20 protein-coding genes are annotated in these 15,253 nt (G+C 62.6%); 18 read left to right on the forward strand and 2 right to left on the reverse strand.

The features are described from left to right. Positions 1–148: 148 nt before the first annotated feature. From HPS01S_RS07505 to galU, 6 genes are all read left to right on the forward strand, one after another. Entirely contained in the window at positions 149–1,135 is a 987-nt protein-coding gene (locus tag HPS01S_RS07505) for an RluA family pseudouridine synthase (protein WP_066153323.1), read from the forward strand. 34 nt (positions 1,136–1,169) lie between these two features. Continuing rightward, positions 1,170–1,520 (forward strand): H-NS histone family protein, encoded by a 351-nt coding sequence (locus tag HPS01S_RS07510; protein ID WP_255284176.1) that lies wholly within the window; start codon positions 1,170–1,172, stop codon positions 1,518–1,520. Between the two features lie 90 nt (positions 1,521–1,610). Beyond that, a complete protein-coding gene (locus HPS01S_RS07515; protein WP_066153328.1) occupies positions 1,611–2,270 on the forward strand; it encodes an HAD family hydrolase in 660 nt (219 codons plus the stop codon). Positions 2,271–2,279: 9 nt separating this feature from the next. Then, positions 2,280–2,654, forward strand: coding sequence for a Rieske (2Fe-2S) protein (locus HPS01S_RS07520; RefSeq protein ID WP_371836591.1), 375 nt, complete (start codon positions 2,280–2,282; stop codon positions 2,652–2,654). Positions 2,655–2,665: 11 nt separating this feature from the next. After that, positions 2,666–3,649 carry a S49 family peptidase gene (locus tag HPS01S_RS07525; RefSeq protein ID WP_079365469.1) on the forward strand — a complete coding sequence of 328 codons (984 nt, stop codon included), beginning with the start codon at positions 2,666–2,668 and terminating at the stop codon, positions 3,647–3,649. Positions 3,650–3,675: 26 nt separating this feature from the next. Continuing rightward, positions 3,676–4,563 carry a UTP--glucose-1-phosphate uridylyltransferase GalU gene (galU, locus tag HPS01S_RS07530; RefSeq protein WP_066153337.1) on the forward strand — a complete coding sequence of 296 codons (888 nt, stop codon included), beginning with the start codon at positions 3,676–3,678 and terminating at the stop codon, positions 4,561–4,563. A 12-nt stretch (positions 4,564–4,575) separates the two neighbouring features. On the opposite strand, the gene HPS01S_RS07535 is transcribed toward galU, so the two are convergent. Together HPS01S_RS07535 and HPS01S_RS07540 are read right to left on the reverse strand one after the other, a co-directional pair. Further along, positions 4,576–5,373: an SAM-dependent methyltransferase gene (locus HPS01S_RS07535; RefSeq protein WP_066153340.1), complete on the reverse strand. Its 798-nt coding sequence runs from the start codon at positions 5,371–5,373 to the stop codon at positions 4,576–4,578. Beyond that, a complete protein-coding gene (locus HPS01S_RS07540; RefSeq protein WP_066153343.1) occupies positions 5,370–5,984 on the reverse strand; it encodes a Maf family protein in 615 nt (204 codons plus the stop codon). Before HPS01S_RS07540 ends, HPS01S_RS07535 begins: the two co-directional genes overlap by 4 nt. 47 nt (positions 5,985–6,031) lie before the next feature. On the opposite strand from HPS01S_RS07540, the gene HPS01S_RS07545 reads away from it, so the two are divergent. The 12 genes from HPS01S_RS07545 to HPS01S_RS07600 all read left to right on the forward strand — a co-directional run. Then, the gene (locus HPS01S_RS07545; protein ID WP_066153345.1) at positions 6,032–6,586 is read left to right on the forward strand and encodes a YceD family protein; all 555 of its coding nucleotides are present in this window, start codon (positions 6,032–6,034) and stop codon (positions 6,584–6,586) included. Positions 6,587–6,716: 130 nt separating this feature from the next. Continuing rightward, a complete protein-coding gene (rpmF, locus tag HPS01S_RS07550) occupies positions 6,717–6,899 on the forward strand; it encodes a 50S ribosomal protein L32 (RefSeq protein WP_011794326.1) in 183 nt (60 codons plus the stop codon). A gap of 149 nt (positions 6,900–7,048) precedes the next feature. Further along, positions 7,049–8,110, forward strand: coding sequence for a phosphate acyltransferase PlsX (plsX, locus tag HPS01S_RS07555; RefSeq protein ID WP_066153348.1), 1,062 nt, complete (start codon positions 7,049–7,051; stop codon positions 8,108–8,110). 19 nt (positions 8,111–8,129) lie between these two features. Further along, positions 8,130–9,107: a beta-ketoacyl-ACP synthase III gene (locus HPS01S_RS07560; RefSeq protein WP_066153351.1), complete on the forward strand. Its 978-nt coding sequence runs from the start codon at positions 8,130–8,132 to the stop codon at positions 9,105–9,107. A gap of 59 nt (positions 9,108–9,166) precedes the next feature. Then, on the forward strand, positions 9,167–10,117 hold the full coding sequence (gene fabD / locus HPS01S_RS07565) for an ACP S-malonyltransferase (RefSeq protein WP_066153354.1): 951 nt from the start codon (positions 9,167–9,169) through the stop codon (positions 10,115–10,117). Between the two features lie 14 nt (positions 10,118–10,131). Next, complete coding sequence (gene fabG, locus HPS01S_RS07570; protein ID WP_066153359.1) at positions 10,132–10,893, forward strand: 3-oxoacyl-ACP reductase FabG; 762 nt, start codon at positions 10,132–10,134, stop codon at positions 10,891–10,893. 102 nt (positions 10,894–10,995) lie between these two features. Beyond that, positions 10,996–11,235, forward strand: a complete 240-nt coding sequence (gene acpP, locus HPS01S_RS07575) for an acyl carrier protein (RefSeq protein WP_066153362.1) — start codon at positions 10,996–10,998, stop codon at positions 11,233–11,235. Positions 11,236–11,242: 7 nt separating this feature from the next. Beyond that, positions 11,243–12,487, forward strand: a complete 1,245-nt coding sequence (gene fabF / locus HPS01S_RS07580) for a beta-ketoacyl-ACP synthase II (RefSeq protein ID WP_066153365.1) — start codon at positions 11,243–11,245, stop codon at positions 12,485–12,487. Positions 12,488–12,519: 32 nt separating this feature from the next. Beyond that, positions 12,520–12,975, forward strand: a complete 456-nt coding sequence (locus tag HPS01S_RS07585) for a hypothetical protein (protein WP_066153367.1) — start codon at positions 12,520–12,522, stop codon at positions 12,973–12,975. Positions 12,976–13,032: 57 nt separating this feature from the next. Continuing rightward, positions 13,033–13,677, forward strand: a complete 645-nt coding sequence (gene rpoE, locus HPS01S_RS07590; protein ID WP_066153370.1) for an RNA polymerase sigma factor RpoE — start codon at positions 13,033–13,035, stop codon at positions 13,675–13,677. Between the two features lie 42 nt (positions 13,678–13,719). Beyond that, a complete protein-coding gene (locus tag HPS01S_RS07595) occupies positions 13,720–14,370 on the forward strand; it encodes a sigma-E factor negative regulatory protein (protein WP_255284177.1) in 651 nt (216 codons plus the stop codon). A gap of 7 nt (positions 14,371–14,377) precedes the next feature. After that, on the forward strand, positions 14,378–15,253 hold an 876-nt coding region (locus tag HPS01S_RS07600; RefSeq protein WP_084397156.1), incomplete at its 3' end, for a MucB/RseB C-terminal domain-containing protein.

A 15,253-nucleotide genomic window follows, 5' to 3' on the forward strand; every position in this document is an offset into this window, starting at 1 on the left:
TCGCATCCGGTTTCAGCCTTGCTGTTCCGGGTCGCTGGACGTGACTGCCTTAAACTCAGGAAAATCAATCACTTACAACGCGCGACTGGCGTGACACATTATAGGGGGCTGCCCCTGATGATGGCGCAGGTCTGATGGTGTTTTTCCCTTGAATTCTCCAGTTTCTGACGGTCCCGGGGCCGTGCGACATCTCCTTGTGGACGAGGATTCGGCCGGGCAACGGCTGGACAACTACCTGTTTCGTGAGCTCAAGGGTGTTCCCAAGACCCACATCTACCGGATCATCCGTTCGGGTGAGGTGCGGCGCAACAAAGGCAGGATCTCGGCGGACGACCGGGTGCAGGCCGGGGATGTGCTGCGCATTCCTCCCATCCGTCTATCTGAGCGCCCAGCCGAGAAAGCGGCGCAGCCGGTTCCTGTGCGCGATTTCCCGGTCATCCATGAAGACGACGCTTTCCTTGCGCTAGACAAACCGGCGGGTGTGGCTGTGCATGGGGGCAGCGGGGTCAGTTTCGGGGTGATTGAACAGTTGCGCAGGTCACGTCCGGATGCCCGTTTCCTTGAGTTGGTCCATCGGCTGGATCGCGAAACCAGCGGTCTGCTGTTGATCGCAAAAAAGAAAAGTGCCCTGAAGTCGCTGCAGGATCAGTTCCGCGAGCGTGAAACCGGTAAAACCTATTTGGCTCTGGTCCGGGGGCGCTGGCCTTCCAAACTGAAAGTTTTAGACCAGCCGCTGCACAAATACCTGCTGCCCGATGGAGAGCGGCGGGTGCGTGTGGTCGATGCCGCCCATCCCGATGCCATGCGCGCTGTCACGCTCGTGGCGGTGCGAAAGCATCTGCCCGCGCCCTCTGGGCTGGAGGCGGTTTGCCCGGATGGATTGACTTTGCTGGAAGTCACTATCAAGACCGGGCGCACCCATCAGATTCGTGTCCATCTGTCCCATGCCGGCTTTCCAATCGTCGGGGACGACAAGTACGGGGATTTTGATTTCAACCGGCTGTTGGCGAAGGCTGGTTTGCGCCGCATGTTTCTTCATGCCTGGCGATTGCGCCTGACCCATCCGATTTCTGGTCAGTCGATGGAGTTACATTCTGAATTGCCTGTCGAGCTTGGGCCTTGGGCAGGTTCCTGAAAATCCCATTAGAATTTCTGCCGGCATCGTTGGGATGTCCATATCGCTGAAATTTACCAATACCAAAGGAAACGCAATGGCAACCTATTCTGAACTGATGGCACAGGCGCAGGCATTGATGAGTCAGGCCGAGCAGGCGCGCAAGAACGAACTGGCCGCCGCTATCGCCGACATCAAAGCGAAGATGAAGGAATATGGCATCACGGTGGCTGATTTGGGTGGTGCAGCGGCTGGCGCCAAAAAGGCCGCCAAGTCGAAATCCAAGGCTGTCGCCAAGTACCGTGGCCCCAACGGGGAACTGTGGGCCGGCGGCCCGGGCCGCAAGCCGGAGTGGGTGCGCGCGGTGCTGGCTGCGGGCAAGAGCCTTGAGGATTACCGCATTTGAGGGTGTAAGAGCCCCAACGCACACAGGGCACCTGCGGGTGCCTTTTTTGTTGAGCCGCAGCAATAATCGACTGCTTTCGACTCCCTTTCCATGCGCCCACGCCAATACGACCTCATCGCCTTCGACTGGGACGGCACTCTGTTCGACTCCACCGCCATCATCGTGCGCAGCATCCAGGCAGCGGTGCGGGACGTGGGGGGGGCGGTTCCGAGCGAGGCAGCGGCCAGCTACGTGATTGGCATGGGCCTGATGCAGGCCCTTGCCCACGCGGCGCCCGACGTGCCTCCTGAGTTGTATCCCCGGCTGGGCGAGCGTTACCGGCATCACTACCTGTCCCGTCAGCACGACATCAGCCTGTTCGATGGCGTGCTGCCCATGCTGGCATCCCTCAAGGAACGTCACCACTGGCTGGTGGTGGCGACGGGCAAAAGCCGGCGGGGGCTGGATGAGGCGCTGGACGCCGTGGAGCTTCGGGACGTGTTTGATGGTTCCCGCACGGCCGATGAAACAGCCGGCAAGCCCAGTCCGCTGATGCTGGAGCAACTGATGCGCGAGTTCGGTGTCGACCCTGGCCGCACCCTGATGATCGGTGACACGACCCACGATCTGCAGATGGCGGTCAATGCCGGATGTGACAGCGTCGGAGTGAGCTATGGCGCCCACGAACCCGCCGCGTTTGCGTCGTTGTCACCCAGGTTTGTCGCCCACTCGGTCGGAGAGCTGAGCGATTGGCTGAAGGCACATGCCTGAGGGATGGCGATGAGCGGTGAAAGCGACCTCCATGCCCTGTGCAACAGCCGCGACCTGCTGGATGGCGGGCTGGCCGTGCCTTTTGACGTGATGTACGCCGGGCAGACCTGCAGGGCGTTCGCGATCCGGTTCCGGGGTGTGGTCCACGCGTATCTGAACCGTTGCTCCCACGTGGCCATGGAAATGGACTGGCAGCCCAACCGCTTTTTCGACGACAGCGGGCAGTGGCTGCTGTGCTCTACCCACGGCGCCGCCTATGACCCTGCCACCGGTGCTTGCAAAGGCGGGCCTTGTCGCGGTGGGCTGGTGACGGTACCTCTGCAGGAACGGGAGGGCGTTGTGTACTGGCAGGCACAATATCCATTTGCGCCGCTGGCGTTTTGACCAGGACCACCATGAACCTCGATCCACTGGACAACCCGGTGCCGGCATCGGCGACCTCCCGGCAAGAGGGATCCTGGGAGCGGGAGACCCTTGAAAGGCTGATGTTCGAGACGCTGCGCGAACAGCGGGCCGCACGCCGCTGGAAGCTGTTTTTCCGGCTGGTGTGGCTGGTGATCATCGGCTCGGTGCTCTGGCTCTGGTTTCAGCAGGCGGAGATGGCCGGGGCCGTGAGCGCACCGCACACCGCGCTGATCGAAGTCAAGGGCGAGATCGCGTCGGGTGCAGAAGCCAGCGCCGACAACGTGCTCAGCTCGGTGCGGGCGGCGTTCGACGACGAAGGTGCCCAGGCGGTGGTGTTGTTGATCGACTCCCCGGGTGGCAGTCCCGTGCAGGCGGGCATCATCAACGACGAGATTACGCGACTGAAGGCCTTGCACCAGAAGAAGGTCTATGCCGTGGTGGAGGAGACCTGCGCCTCCGCTGCCTATTACATCGCCGCAGCAGCCGACGAAATCTATGTCGACAAGGCCAGTCTCGTGGGCAGTATTGGCGTGTTGATGGAAGGGTTCGGGTTCACCGGGTTGATGGACAAGGTGGGGGTGGAGCGTCGCCTGATGGTGGCGGGCCAGAACAAGGCCATGCTCGACCCTTTCAGTCCGCAGGACGAGGCGCAACGGGCCTATATCCAGTCGATGCTTGGCGAGATCCACGCGCAGTTCATCGAGGTGGTCAAGAAGGGGCGGGGCGCGCGACTCAAGGAAACGCCGGACACTTTCACGGGGCTGGTCTGGAGTGGGCAACAGGCCGTGCAGCAGGGGTTGGCCGACGGACTGGGCAGTCTGGACTATGTGGCGCGCGAATTGGTGAAGGCCGAGGAAATCGTGGACTACACCCAGCGAGAAAACGTGGGGCTGAGACTGGCTCGCGAGTTGGGTGTGCACATGGGCGAAGGCATCTTCAAAGCTGCCCGCGGAGCAGGTATTGAACTGCGGTGATGGTTAAATTAAGAGAGGAAATGGTAATGCGCATTCAAAAAGCGGTGTTCCCGGTTGGCGGGCTCGGCACCCGGTTTCTGCCAGCCACCAAGGCGATTCCCAAAGAGATGCTGCCGGTGGTGGACAAGCCGCTGATCCAGTACGCGGTCGAAGAAGCTTATGCGGCCGGGATCCGCGAGATGATCTTCATCACCGGGCGCCACAAGCGCGCCATCGGAGATCATTTCGATGCGGCTTTCGAGCTGGAATACGAACTGGAACGGGGCAACAAGACCGAGCTGCTCAAGCTGGTGCACGATATCAAACCGGAAGACATGGACTGCGTCTTCATCCGCCAGCCGCGCCCATTGGGACTCGGGCACGCGGTGCTTTGTGCGGAGCGGGTGGTCGGCAACGAGCCGTTTGCGGTGCTGCTGGCCGACGACCTGATGTTGGGAACTCGCCAGAACGCGGGTGGACCGACGGTGCTTCAGCAGATGGTGGAGGCATACCGGTCGCATCCCGGTACGGTGCTGGCAGTGCAGGACGTTCCCAAGGAAGAGACTGGGCGGTATGGGGTGGTGGACGTGCATGGCGCCCACGCCGAGATCGCCGAAGTGTTCGCCATGGTCGAGAAGCCGAAACCGGCCGTGGCGCCTTCCACGCTCGCAGTGGCGGGACGCTACATCCTCACACCCGGCGTTTTCGAGAGCATCCGTCGCCAGCCCCGTGGTGCAGGCGGCGAAATCCAGCTGACCGATGGCATCGCAGCGCTCATCGGCGAGGAGAAGGTCTATGCCTTCCGCTACGACGGCAAGCGCTACGACTGTGGCAGCAAGGAGGGCTTTCTCCAGGCCACCATCGACCTGGCGCTGGCCAACCCGGCTCTGAGCGCTGCGGTGCGCGCGCACATGCAGGCTGCTCTGGCGGCCTGACCGGGAGCGTTATTAGCGCCCTAGCAGGAACACCGACGGCAGATCTAGCGGCAATTGCGCTGCCAGCGCGCCTGATTTCCATTCGCTCAGCAGCGCGCTGCGGGTGCGTTGCTGTGGAAGACCTAGGCCGCTAGACACCGCCAGCCGGGTGTGAGGGTGCAGCGTTTGAAGCAGCGCCTGCAGGAGGGCTGCGTTGCGATAGGGGGTTTCGATCAGGATCTGGGTCTGGCCTGTTTTGAGGGCGGTGGACTCCAGTTCGCGCAAGCGCCGGCTGCGTTCGGCAGGGTCTTGTGGGACGTAGCCCACGAAAGAAAACGATTGACCGTTCAACCCGCTGGCCGCCAGCGCGAGCATCAGGGACACGGGGCCCGTGAGGGGGCGGACGTCGATGCCCAGGGCATGTGCTGCGCGAACCACCGAACTGCCTGGATCGGCAATCGCGGGCATCCCCGCCTCACTCACCAGGCCCATGTCGTGTCCTTGCTGCGCGGGGCCGAGCAGCAACTTGGCCTGTGCATCCGCGGTGCCGGCGGGTGCATGGTCCCCTTTCTTGTGGGCCTGGCGGGGCAGTTCGACGATTTGAAGGTTTTGCACAGGGGTGGCAAGACCGTGTGCGGCGTCCACCCGCTTCAGGAACGCCCTTGTGCTCTTTGCATTCTCGGCAACCCAGTGGACCAGGCGCGCCGCGACCTGGATGGTGTCATCGGGCAACAGCAGCCCCAATGGCACCGGATCTTGCGGGCTGCATCCGAAGTCCAGCGGCGTTGGCACGAGAAACAGCGCGCCTTTGGGCGCAGCCGGGGTGCTCACAGGATGGACACGCCTGCGGCGCGCAGCATGTGGCAGGTGCGAATCAGCGGTAGGCCGACCAGGGCGCTGGGATCGTCGTTGTCAATCCGGGACAGCAGGGCGATGCCAAGTCCTTCGCTTTTTGCGCTTCCGGCGCAGTCGTACGGTTCTTCTGCCCGAAGATAGCGTTCGATTTCCTGGTCGTCGAGGTCGCGGAACACCACGTTGACTGCAGCCAGGTCCAGTTGTTCGAAGCCCGTGGCCGCGCAGACCACGGCAACCGCGGTCTGGAACACCACGGTTTGCCCGCGCATGCGCCGCAATTGAGCGATCGCCCGATCATGGGTGCCGGGCTTGCCAAGCGGTTCGCCACCGAGGTCGGCCACCTGATCGCTGCCGATCACCACTGCTTCCGGAAAGCGCTGGGACACCTCCCGGGCCTTGGCCAGAGCGAGCCGCCGCGCCAGAGTCGCTGGCGCCTCGCCTGGCAGCGGGGTTTCGTCCACGTTCGGGCGCTCAGTGTCGAACGGCACGCGCAGGCGCTCGAGCAGTTCCCGTCTGTAGCGAGAAGTCGAGCCGAGGATGATCTTGCGTTGGGGCGGCGCAGGAATTTGAGAGGAAGGAGCGCTCATCGCCCTATTGTCCGCGGCTTTCTGGTGTCATCTTTTACACTGGCCGTATGAAAGTGTCTCCCCACAGGTCCTGGAACCCTCGTCGATTCGATGCCCGTGCCTTCGCCGAGGCGGGCGGTGTGCTGGAGAGCGAGGATTCATTGGCATCCTTTGATCGTCTGTCTGCCGAGATTCATGCTGACGGCGAGGTCGGCGCTCTGGTTCGATGGTCGGTGCAGGGAGAGATTCGCCCGGACGCTGCCGGCCAGTCGTCTGTCTGGATGCGCCTGCGTGCGGCGCTTGATTTGCCTGTGGGGTGTCAGCGATGCCTCGGTCCGGTGGTTGTTCCGCTGGAGGTGGATCGCTGGTTCAGGTTCGTTGCCGACGAATCCAAGGCCGAGGCCGAGGATGACCAGAGCGAGGAGGATGTCCTGGCTTTGGAGCCCAAGCCGGACCTGCTGGCGCTGATCGAAGACGAGTTGTTGATGGCGATGCCTCTGGTGCCGATGCATGACGTCTGCCCTCAGCCCTTGCTGCTTTCTGCGGGGACGGTGAACGGTGACGAGGCTGCGTCGGAAGTGCGCCCCAATCCGTTCGCCACCCTGAGCCGCCTTAAGAAGTGATCGCAGTCGGAGTTTTGCACCGCCTGTCATTCAGGCTATAATCCTTGGCTTTGCGCTGCCGCCCGGATCAGAGGGCAGGACTGCTGATTGGCGCAACCCACCGACACCCAACCGATTCCAGGAGCCCATCATGGCCGTCCAGCAAAACAAAAAGTCCCCTTCCAAGCGCGGCATGCACCGTTCGCACAATGCCCTGACCGTGCCCGGCATCGCCGTGGAGCCGACCACCGGCGAAACCCATCTGCGCCACCACATCAGCCCCAACGGCTTCTACCGTGGTCGCCAGGTGCTGAAGAACAAGTCCGAGGCTTGAGTTCTGGGCGGCTCCATCCTGCCGCGTCTGAGCGCCGGATGCCGTGATTGCCGCCTGCAAACAGGTCCAGTACGGGCCCGCATGAGCACCATGCGGGCTTTTTTCTTGTTGGTGGCGCTGCGTTGCAGTGCCCGCATCGGGACATTGACATGATTACCGTTGCCGTGGATTGCATGGGAGGAGACGTCGGTCCGGCGGCCACCTTGCCGGCCTGCGCGGCCTTTCTTGCCAGCCACCCGCAGGCCCAGTTGCTTCTGGTGGGGCAGCCGGAGGCATTCAAATCTTGGCCCCAGTTGCTCAACAACGTCCGTTGCCGGGTTGTGCATGCGTCCGAGGTGGTCACGATGGACGACCCGGTCGAGGTGGCCATGCGCCGGAAGAAGGATTCTTCCATGCGCGTGGCAATCCAGCACGTCAAGGATGGCGTGGCGCAGGCGGCGGTGTCCGCCGGAAACACCGGCGCCCTGATGGCCATCTCCAGGTACCTGCTCAAGACGATGGAAGGCATTGACCGCCCAGCCATCGCCAGCCAGATGCCCAACGCACGTGGTGGAGCGACCACCGTGCTGGACCTGGGGGCCAACGTGGATTGCACCGCCGAGCACCTGCTCCAGTTTGCCGTCATGGGATCTGCCTTGGTCGTGGCGATCTCGGGCAGGGAAGATCCGACGGTGGGGCTGCTCAACGTTGGTGAGGAGGTGATCAAGGGTAGCGAGGTCATCAAGCAGGCCGGCGTTCTGCTGCGAAACGCGGCCAACACCGGTGATCTGAACTTTTTCGGCAATGTCGAGGGCAACGACATCTTCAAGGGCACGACAGACATCGTGGTGTGCGATGGATTTGTCGGCAATGTGGCGCTCAAGGCCAGCGAAGGGCTGGCGACCATGATTGGTGGTTTCATCAAGGCCGAGTTTTCGCGCAGCATTTTCACGAAACTGGGGGCATTGTTTGCTTATCCAGTGATATCTGCATTCAAGAAGCGGATGGACTATCGCCGCTACAACGGCGCAGCACTGCTGGGTTTGCGTGGGCTGGTGTTCAAGAGCCACGGGTCGGCCGACGCTTTCGCTTTTGAGCAGGCCTTGGCCCGGGCTTATGATGCAGCCCACAATCAGTTGCTCGAGAAGGTCCGGGAGCGTATTGCACACGCAGCACCGCTCATCGATCCAGAAGCGATCCCCAGCGATCTCAAGAGCATTCCGACGATCTGAGACCTTCTCCCCCGCCCGCATGACACGTTTTGCCCGCATCACTGGCACCGGCAGTTGCCTGCCGCCTCAGCGCCTGACCAATGCCGACATGGTGGGTCTTTTGAAATCGCGGGGTGTTGAAACGAGTGACGAGTGGATCGTTGAGCGCACGGGGATCCGAGCGCGGCATTTTGTGGGCGACGGCGTCTTCTCGAGCGATCTGGCCGCTGAAGCCTGCCGCAAGGCATTGTCGGCCGCCCAGGTTGGGCCGGGCGATATCGATCTGATCATCGTGGCCACATCGACACCCGACATGGTGTTTCCTTCGACGGCCGCCATCCTCCAGCACAAACTGGGCATTGCAGGCTGCCCGGTGTTCGATGTGCAGGCCGTTTGCAGCGGCTTCATCTATGCGCTCACGGTTGCCGATGCAATGATCCGCACAGGATCTGCCAGCAAGGCGCTGGTGGTGGGGGCCGAAGTGTTTTCGCGCCTGCTGGACTTCAATGACCGTACCACCTGTGTGCTGTTTGGCGATGGTGCCGGCGCCGTGGTACTCGAAGCCAGCGATGTGCCGGGGATCTTGGCGACCGATATCCATGCGGACGGCAAGCACGTGGGCATTCTGTGTGTGCCGGGGCACGTCAGCGGTGGCCAGATCCTGGGTGATCCTTTGCTGAAGATGGATGGTCAGGCCGTCTTCAAGCTGGCTGTTGGTGTATTGGAGGAGACCGCACGTGCTGTGCTGGCGAAGGCTGGCCGCACCGAGGCCGACATCGACTGGCTGATTCCTCATCAGGCGAACATCCGCATCATGACCGGCACGGCGCGCAAGCTGAAGCTGCCCATGGACAAGGTGGTGGTCACTGTTGACCAGCATGGCAACACCTCGGCGGCTTCGATTCCACTGGCGCTGGATCATGCGGTCCGCAACGGCCAGGTCAAGAAAGGTGACACCTTGTTGCTGGAAGGTGTGGGCGGAGGTTTTACCTGGGGTTCGGTGCTGCTGGACTTCTGACGCCGCTTTGGCGGTTGGCTCCTTTCCCCGTTTCTTGTTGATTCATTGCTGATACGTCCATGACCGAATTTGCATTCGTCTTTCCCGGCCAAGGTTCTCAGTCAGTCGGCATGCTCGACGCCTGGGGCGACCATCCGGAGGTGGCCCTGGCCGTCCAGGAGGCTTCCGATGCCCTGGGTGAAGACGTTGGCCTACTGATCAAGGAAGGCCCCAAGGAGGCGCTGGCGCTGACCACCAACACCCAGCCCGTGATGCTGGTGGCGGGGGTCGCTGCCTGGCGTGTCTGGTGCGCCGAAGGCGGGGCAGCTCCGTCCGTGGTGGCTGGGCATTCGCTGGGTGAATACAGCGCCCTGGTGGCGTCTGGCGTGCTGACTCTGGCGCAAGCGGCGCCGCTGGTGCGTTTTCGTGCGGCGGCCATGCAGGAAGCGGTGCCGGTCGGAACTGGGGCCATGGCCGCCATCCTGGGCATGGACTCGGACAAGGTGATCGCGGGTTGCGCCGAGGCGCAGGCTTTCTTCCCCCCGGGCAGTGGCGAGGTCGTGGAGGCGGTCAATTTCAACGACCCGGCTCAGACCGTGATCGCTGGCAGCAAGGCTGCGGTTGAGAAGGCTTGCGAGGTGCTCAAGGCCAACGGCGCCAAGCGGGCCCTGCCGTTGCCAGTGTCGGCGCCGTTCCATTCCAGCCTGATGAAGCCTGCGGCCTACAAGCTGCGCGAGAAGCTTGCGACCATGCCACTGGCGGCACCCCGGATTCCGGTGCTCAACAACATTGATGTGTCGGTGGAGTCCGATGTGGACGGCATCCGCGATGCACTGTTTCGCCAGGCGTTCGGTCCGGTTCGATGGGTGGAGTGCGTGCGTGCAATCAAAGCACGTGGCATCACCACGCTGGTCGAATGCGGCCCTGGCAAGGTGCTGGCTGGCATGACCAAGCGCATCGACGGCGAGCTGACCGGCGCGGCGCTCTACGACCCGGCCACGCTGGCCGAAGTGAAAAACCTGCTGGCCTGAAGGGAGAGACTGGTATGTCCGAAGTGAAATTTGCGGGCCAAGTGGCCCTGGTGACCGGTGCTTCCCGTGGCATTGGCGCGTCCATCTCGGCCGAACTGGTGTCGAAGGGGCTGATCGTCGTCGGCACGGCCACTTCCGATGAGGGGGCAGCCAAGATCTCGAATGCGCTGAAGGCGGTGCCTGGAGCGGCTGAGGGCTGCCGGGGGGTGAAGCTTGACGTGAACGATGGCGCTGCCGCCGAGGCCTTGATCGACGAAATGACCAAAGCCCATGGTGCCCTGCACGTGCTGGTCAACAACGCCGGCATCACGCGCGACATGCTTGCCATGCGCCTCAAAGATGAGGACTGGGATGCGGTGCTCGACACCAACCTCAAGGCAGTATTCCGTATGAGCCGGGCGGTGATCCGACCCATGATGAAGCAGCGCTATGGGCGCATCATCAGCATCACCAGTGTGGTCGGCGCCTCTGGCAACCCTGGCCAGGCGAACTACGCCGCTGCGAAGGCAGGCGTTGCGGGCATGACCCGCGCGTTGGCGCGCGAACTCGGCAGCCGCAATATCACGGTCAACTGTGTGGCGCCTGGCTTCATTGAGACCGATATGACGGCCTCGCTGCCCGAAGAACAGCAAAAGGCCCTGCTGGGCCAGATTCCCCTGGGGCATCTGGGCAAACCTTCTGACATCGCGCATGCAGTGGCCTACCTGGCCAGCCCGCAGGCCGGCTACGTGACGGGGCAGGAACTGCACGTCAACGGTGGCATGTTCATGGCCTGATCCACTCTTACCGCCGCGGAGCCGTCCGGCGGGCCACCTAGGGGCTACTTCCTAGCCCGGCTAAAATGGCGGTTTGTCATCCAACCACCCTCAGAGGGACTTATGAGCGATATCGAAGCACGTGTGAAGAAAATCATTGCCGAGCAACTCGGCGTGGAAGAAGGGCAAGTGACCCCTGAGAAGGCTTTTGTGGCCGACCTGGGCGCCGACTCCCTGGACACGGTGGAACTGGTGATGGCCCTGGAAGACGAATTCGGTATCGAGATCCCCGACGAAGACGCCGAGAAGATCACCACGGTGAAGAACGCCATCGACTACGCGATGTCGCACCAGAAGGCCTGATGCATCCATGAGCCGTCGTCGCGTTGTCGTGACCGGCCTGGGTTGTGTCTCGCCCGTGGGTAACACGGTGCCAGAAGCCTGGGCCAACCTTGTCGCCGGACAGTCCGGCATTGACCTGATCACCAAGTTCGATGCCTCGGGCATGTCCTGCAAGATCGCTGGTGAGGTCAAGGGGTTTGATCTGGAGTCCTACATCAGTGCCAAAGAGGCGCGGTCGATGGACACCTTCATCCATTACGGAATCGCCGCAGCCCACCAGGCCGTGGTCGACTCGGGCCTGCCTACGGGCGAGGCGCTGGATGACGAACTGGCCACGCGCATCGGCTGCATCGTCGGGTCCGGTATCGGCGGGCTTCCGCTGATCGAAGAAACCCACGCCGAGTATGTCAACCGTGGCGCACGGCGGATCTCGCCGTTCTTTGTCCCCGCATCGATCATCAACATGATCTCTGGACATGTCTCGATGCGCTTCGGGTTCAAGGGGCCGAACTTGGCTGTGGTCACGGCCTGCACCACTGGTCTGCACTGCATCGGTGAAGGGGCTCGGAAGATCGAGTACGGGGATGCCGATGTGATCGTCGCTGGTGGCTCCGAAGCCACGGTCTCTCCTCTGGGTGTGGGTGGCTTCGCCGCCATGCGGGCGCTTTCCACCCGCAACGACGATCCCAAAACGGCCTCACGACCCTGGGACAAGGACCGCGACGGTTTCGTGCTGGGAGAGGGCGCCGGGGTGATGGTGCTCGAAGAATACGAGCACGCCAAGGCGCGCGGTGCCAAGATATACGCCGAAGTGATCGGGTATGGCATGAGCGCCGATGCCGGCCACATGACGGCGCCGAACATGGACGGGCCCCGTCGCGCGATGGTCAATGCGCTGCGCAATGCGGGTATCAATGCCGACCAGGTGGACTACCTGAATGCCCACGGAACCTCGACGCCGCTGGGCGATGTGAACGAGAGCAATGCGATCAAGGCGGCGCTCGGTGACCATGCCAGCAAGATCGTCGTGAACTCGACCAAGTCCATGACGGGTCATTTGCTGGGCGGGGCTGGCGGCATTGAAAGCGTGTTCACGGTGCTGGCGTTGCATCATCAGAAGAGCCCTCCGACCATCAACATCTTCAATCAGGATCCCGAGTGCGATCTCGACTACTGCGCCAATACTGCGCGGGACATGAAGATTGATGTCGCGGTGAAGAACAACTTCGGCTTCGGCGGTACCAACGGCACCCTGGTGTTCAAGCGCGTCTGACGAACTCTGTTCGGACGCGGTCCTTCCCGAACATGCGCAACGCCCCATCGGTCACGTACCCGGTGGGGCGTTCGTCTTTTTACGCCCGTCTGATGTGGGGTGCCGGCGTATCGGGCTTGCTGGGCGTGCTCATGAGCTTCGTCTACGGATCATGGCGGACGGCCGTGTTCTGTGGCGTGGTCTGGTGCTTGTGGCTGTTGGGGTCGATGTGGGCTTGGCGGCGGATGCCGCGAGGAAAGCTCGCATGGCAGTCGGATCGGATGCGGCCCGAGGCTCCTCAGGGCTCGTCGGGTGTCTGGTCTTGGGCCAGTGAGGCGTATCGGGAAGGTGTGGAACTGAAAAGGGTAGAGCGCGTGTATGACCTGCAACGGGCCATGTTGCTGCGCCTGCACAATCCCGACGGTGCGCGCACCTGGATCTGGGTGGAGCGGTTGGCGGAGCCGTCCCGATGGCTGGATCTCCGGCGGGCGCTCCTGGCACATGCCTGACGGCGAGCGTCGGCTCGAACCTTTGGGGTATATTTCCGCGGCCCTCACACCCTCTGCATGACTTCTTCCGACGACCACTCAGCCCCACCCTCTCCCGACAGCGATGCCATGCTGGTCCAGCGCACACTGGCCGGGGAAATGCGGGCTTATGAGCTCTTGGTCATCAAATACCAGCGCCGTGTGGAACGCCTGATCGGGCGCATGGTCCGCGACAGCGATCTCGTTCAGGACATCGCACAGGAGACGTTCATCCGTGCCTACCGGGCACTGGCCCAGTTCCGGGGGGATGCCCAGTTCTACACCTGGCTCTACCGGATTGCCGTCAACACCGCCAAGAAGCAGCTGCTGGAGCTCAAGCGGGACCCGCTGGTATTCCAGTCCCAGCTCAATTCCGGGGACGAAGACGAAACTTCTTCGGCGGAACGCGAACTAAACAGCAGCGTGGCCGACACCGAGACCCCTGAGGCAGTGTTGGCCAGCAAAGAGATTGCCCAGGCAGTGAACGCGGTGATGGACGCATTGCCAGACGAGTTGCGAATGGCCATCACTTTGCGTGAAATCGAAGGGTTGAGTTATGAAGAGATTGCCCTGGCGCTCGATTGTCCGATCGGAACGGTGCGTTCCCGGATCTTCCGAGCCCGCGAAGCGATCTCTTCCCGAATCAAGCCCATGCTGGAGCGTCAATCCGGCAAGCGCTGGTGAGATTGATTTGTTGATGCCGGAACACCGTATCGGATGTCGAACATGAATGCCGTCCCAATCCATGAAACCACAGATTCAGGGCAGATGCTTGTCCGGGAGCGCAGCCGCGAGGCGCTCTCCGCACTGCTGGACGGAGAGGTGCGCACAGACGACTTGGATTTGCTGCTCGCGCCTGGCTCCGAGGAGATGGCAGCCCTGCTGTCCGATGGGCATACCTACGAGCTGATTGGCGACGCTCTGCGTGGGCGACCCGTGCAGGGCTCGGTCGGCGGGGCGGCGTTTGCTGGGGCGGTCATGGCCCGTTTGCGCGATGAACCTTTGGCGCTGCCTCAGCCTGTGGTGCGACAGGCTCGAGTAGGCCGGCCCGTGGCGGCCAATGATGCGGTGTTTCGCTGGAAGCTGGTGGCGGGCCTCGCTTCGCTTGCCGCCGTCGTCGCCGTGACCTGGACCATCGGAACAGGGGGGCAGGACGGTCAGTTGGCCGGTCCCCAGATGGCCAGCGCCACCCCGATGTCCGAGTCCGCGTCGACAATTCAACCGGTGGTTGTGCAGACTGCGCAGGGTCAGGTGCTGCGCGATGCCCGGCTGGAACAGTTGCTGTCCGAGCACCGCCAGTTTGGCGGGATGTCTGCGCTTCAGGCTCCCGCCGGATTCCTTCGCAACGCAACCTACGATGCTGCTCCGCAGCGCTGAGGCCGACATGGGAAGTGCTGCTTCGTTGGGCATGTCGTCGGCGCGCAAGGCCTGGACCCGCTGGCCTGCGGTGGGGCTGCTGGCTCTGGGGTTGTGGCAGTCGTCCTTTGCACAGACCGTGCCTGTAACGTCGCCGTCCTCGCGGTCCATCACCGAGTGGCTCACGCGCATGCACGAGGCCTCCCGGCAGCGGGCCTACACGGGGACCTTGGTCGTATCGGCTGGTTCGGCCATGTCTGCCTCGCGCATCTGGCATGTCTGCGATGGCACGCAACAGATGGAGCGCGTGGAGACGCTGACGGGTGCACCACGCTCGACCATTCGCCACAACAACGACGTGATCACCTTTGCGCCGGATCACAAGGTGGCCTGGGTGGACAAACGCGAGTCGCTGGGCGTTTTTCCCGAGCTGCTGCGCACACCCAGCAACGCCATTCCAGACTTCTACAGCGTGAGCGAATCGGGCGTCGAAAGGGTGGCGGGTCATCTGGCCGACGTGGTGCAGATCGCCCCACGCGATGCACTGCGTTTCGGCTATCGCATCTGGTCGGAAAAGAAAACGGGCCTGGTGGTGAAGCTGCAGACCCTTGGGGAGCAGGGCTCGGTGCTGGAACAGGTGGCGTTTTCAGAGTTGCAACTGGATGCGCCGGTCCGGATGGACAAGCTCAAACGGCTCATGGGTGACACCAAGGGCTATGAAGTGCATCGTCAGACGCTGCGAAAGACCACGCCTGAGGCGGAAGGCTGGCGATTGAAGGAACCTGTTCCCGGTTTCCAGTCCATGAGCTGCCACACCAGGGAAGACGACACCGTCGCATCCGGGGCGTCTCCCATGCAGTGGGTGTTTTCGGACGGCTTGGCTTCGGTCTCGCTGTTTGTTGAG

It is taken from the genome of Hydrogenophaga pseudoflava NBRC 102511 (assembly GCF_001592285.1).
Classification (GTDB): domain Bacteria; phylum Pseudomonadota; class Gammaproteobacteria; order Burkholderiales; family Burkholderiaceae_C; genus Hydrogenophaga; species Hydrogenophaga pseudoflava.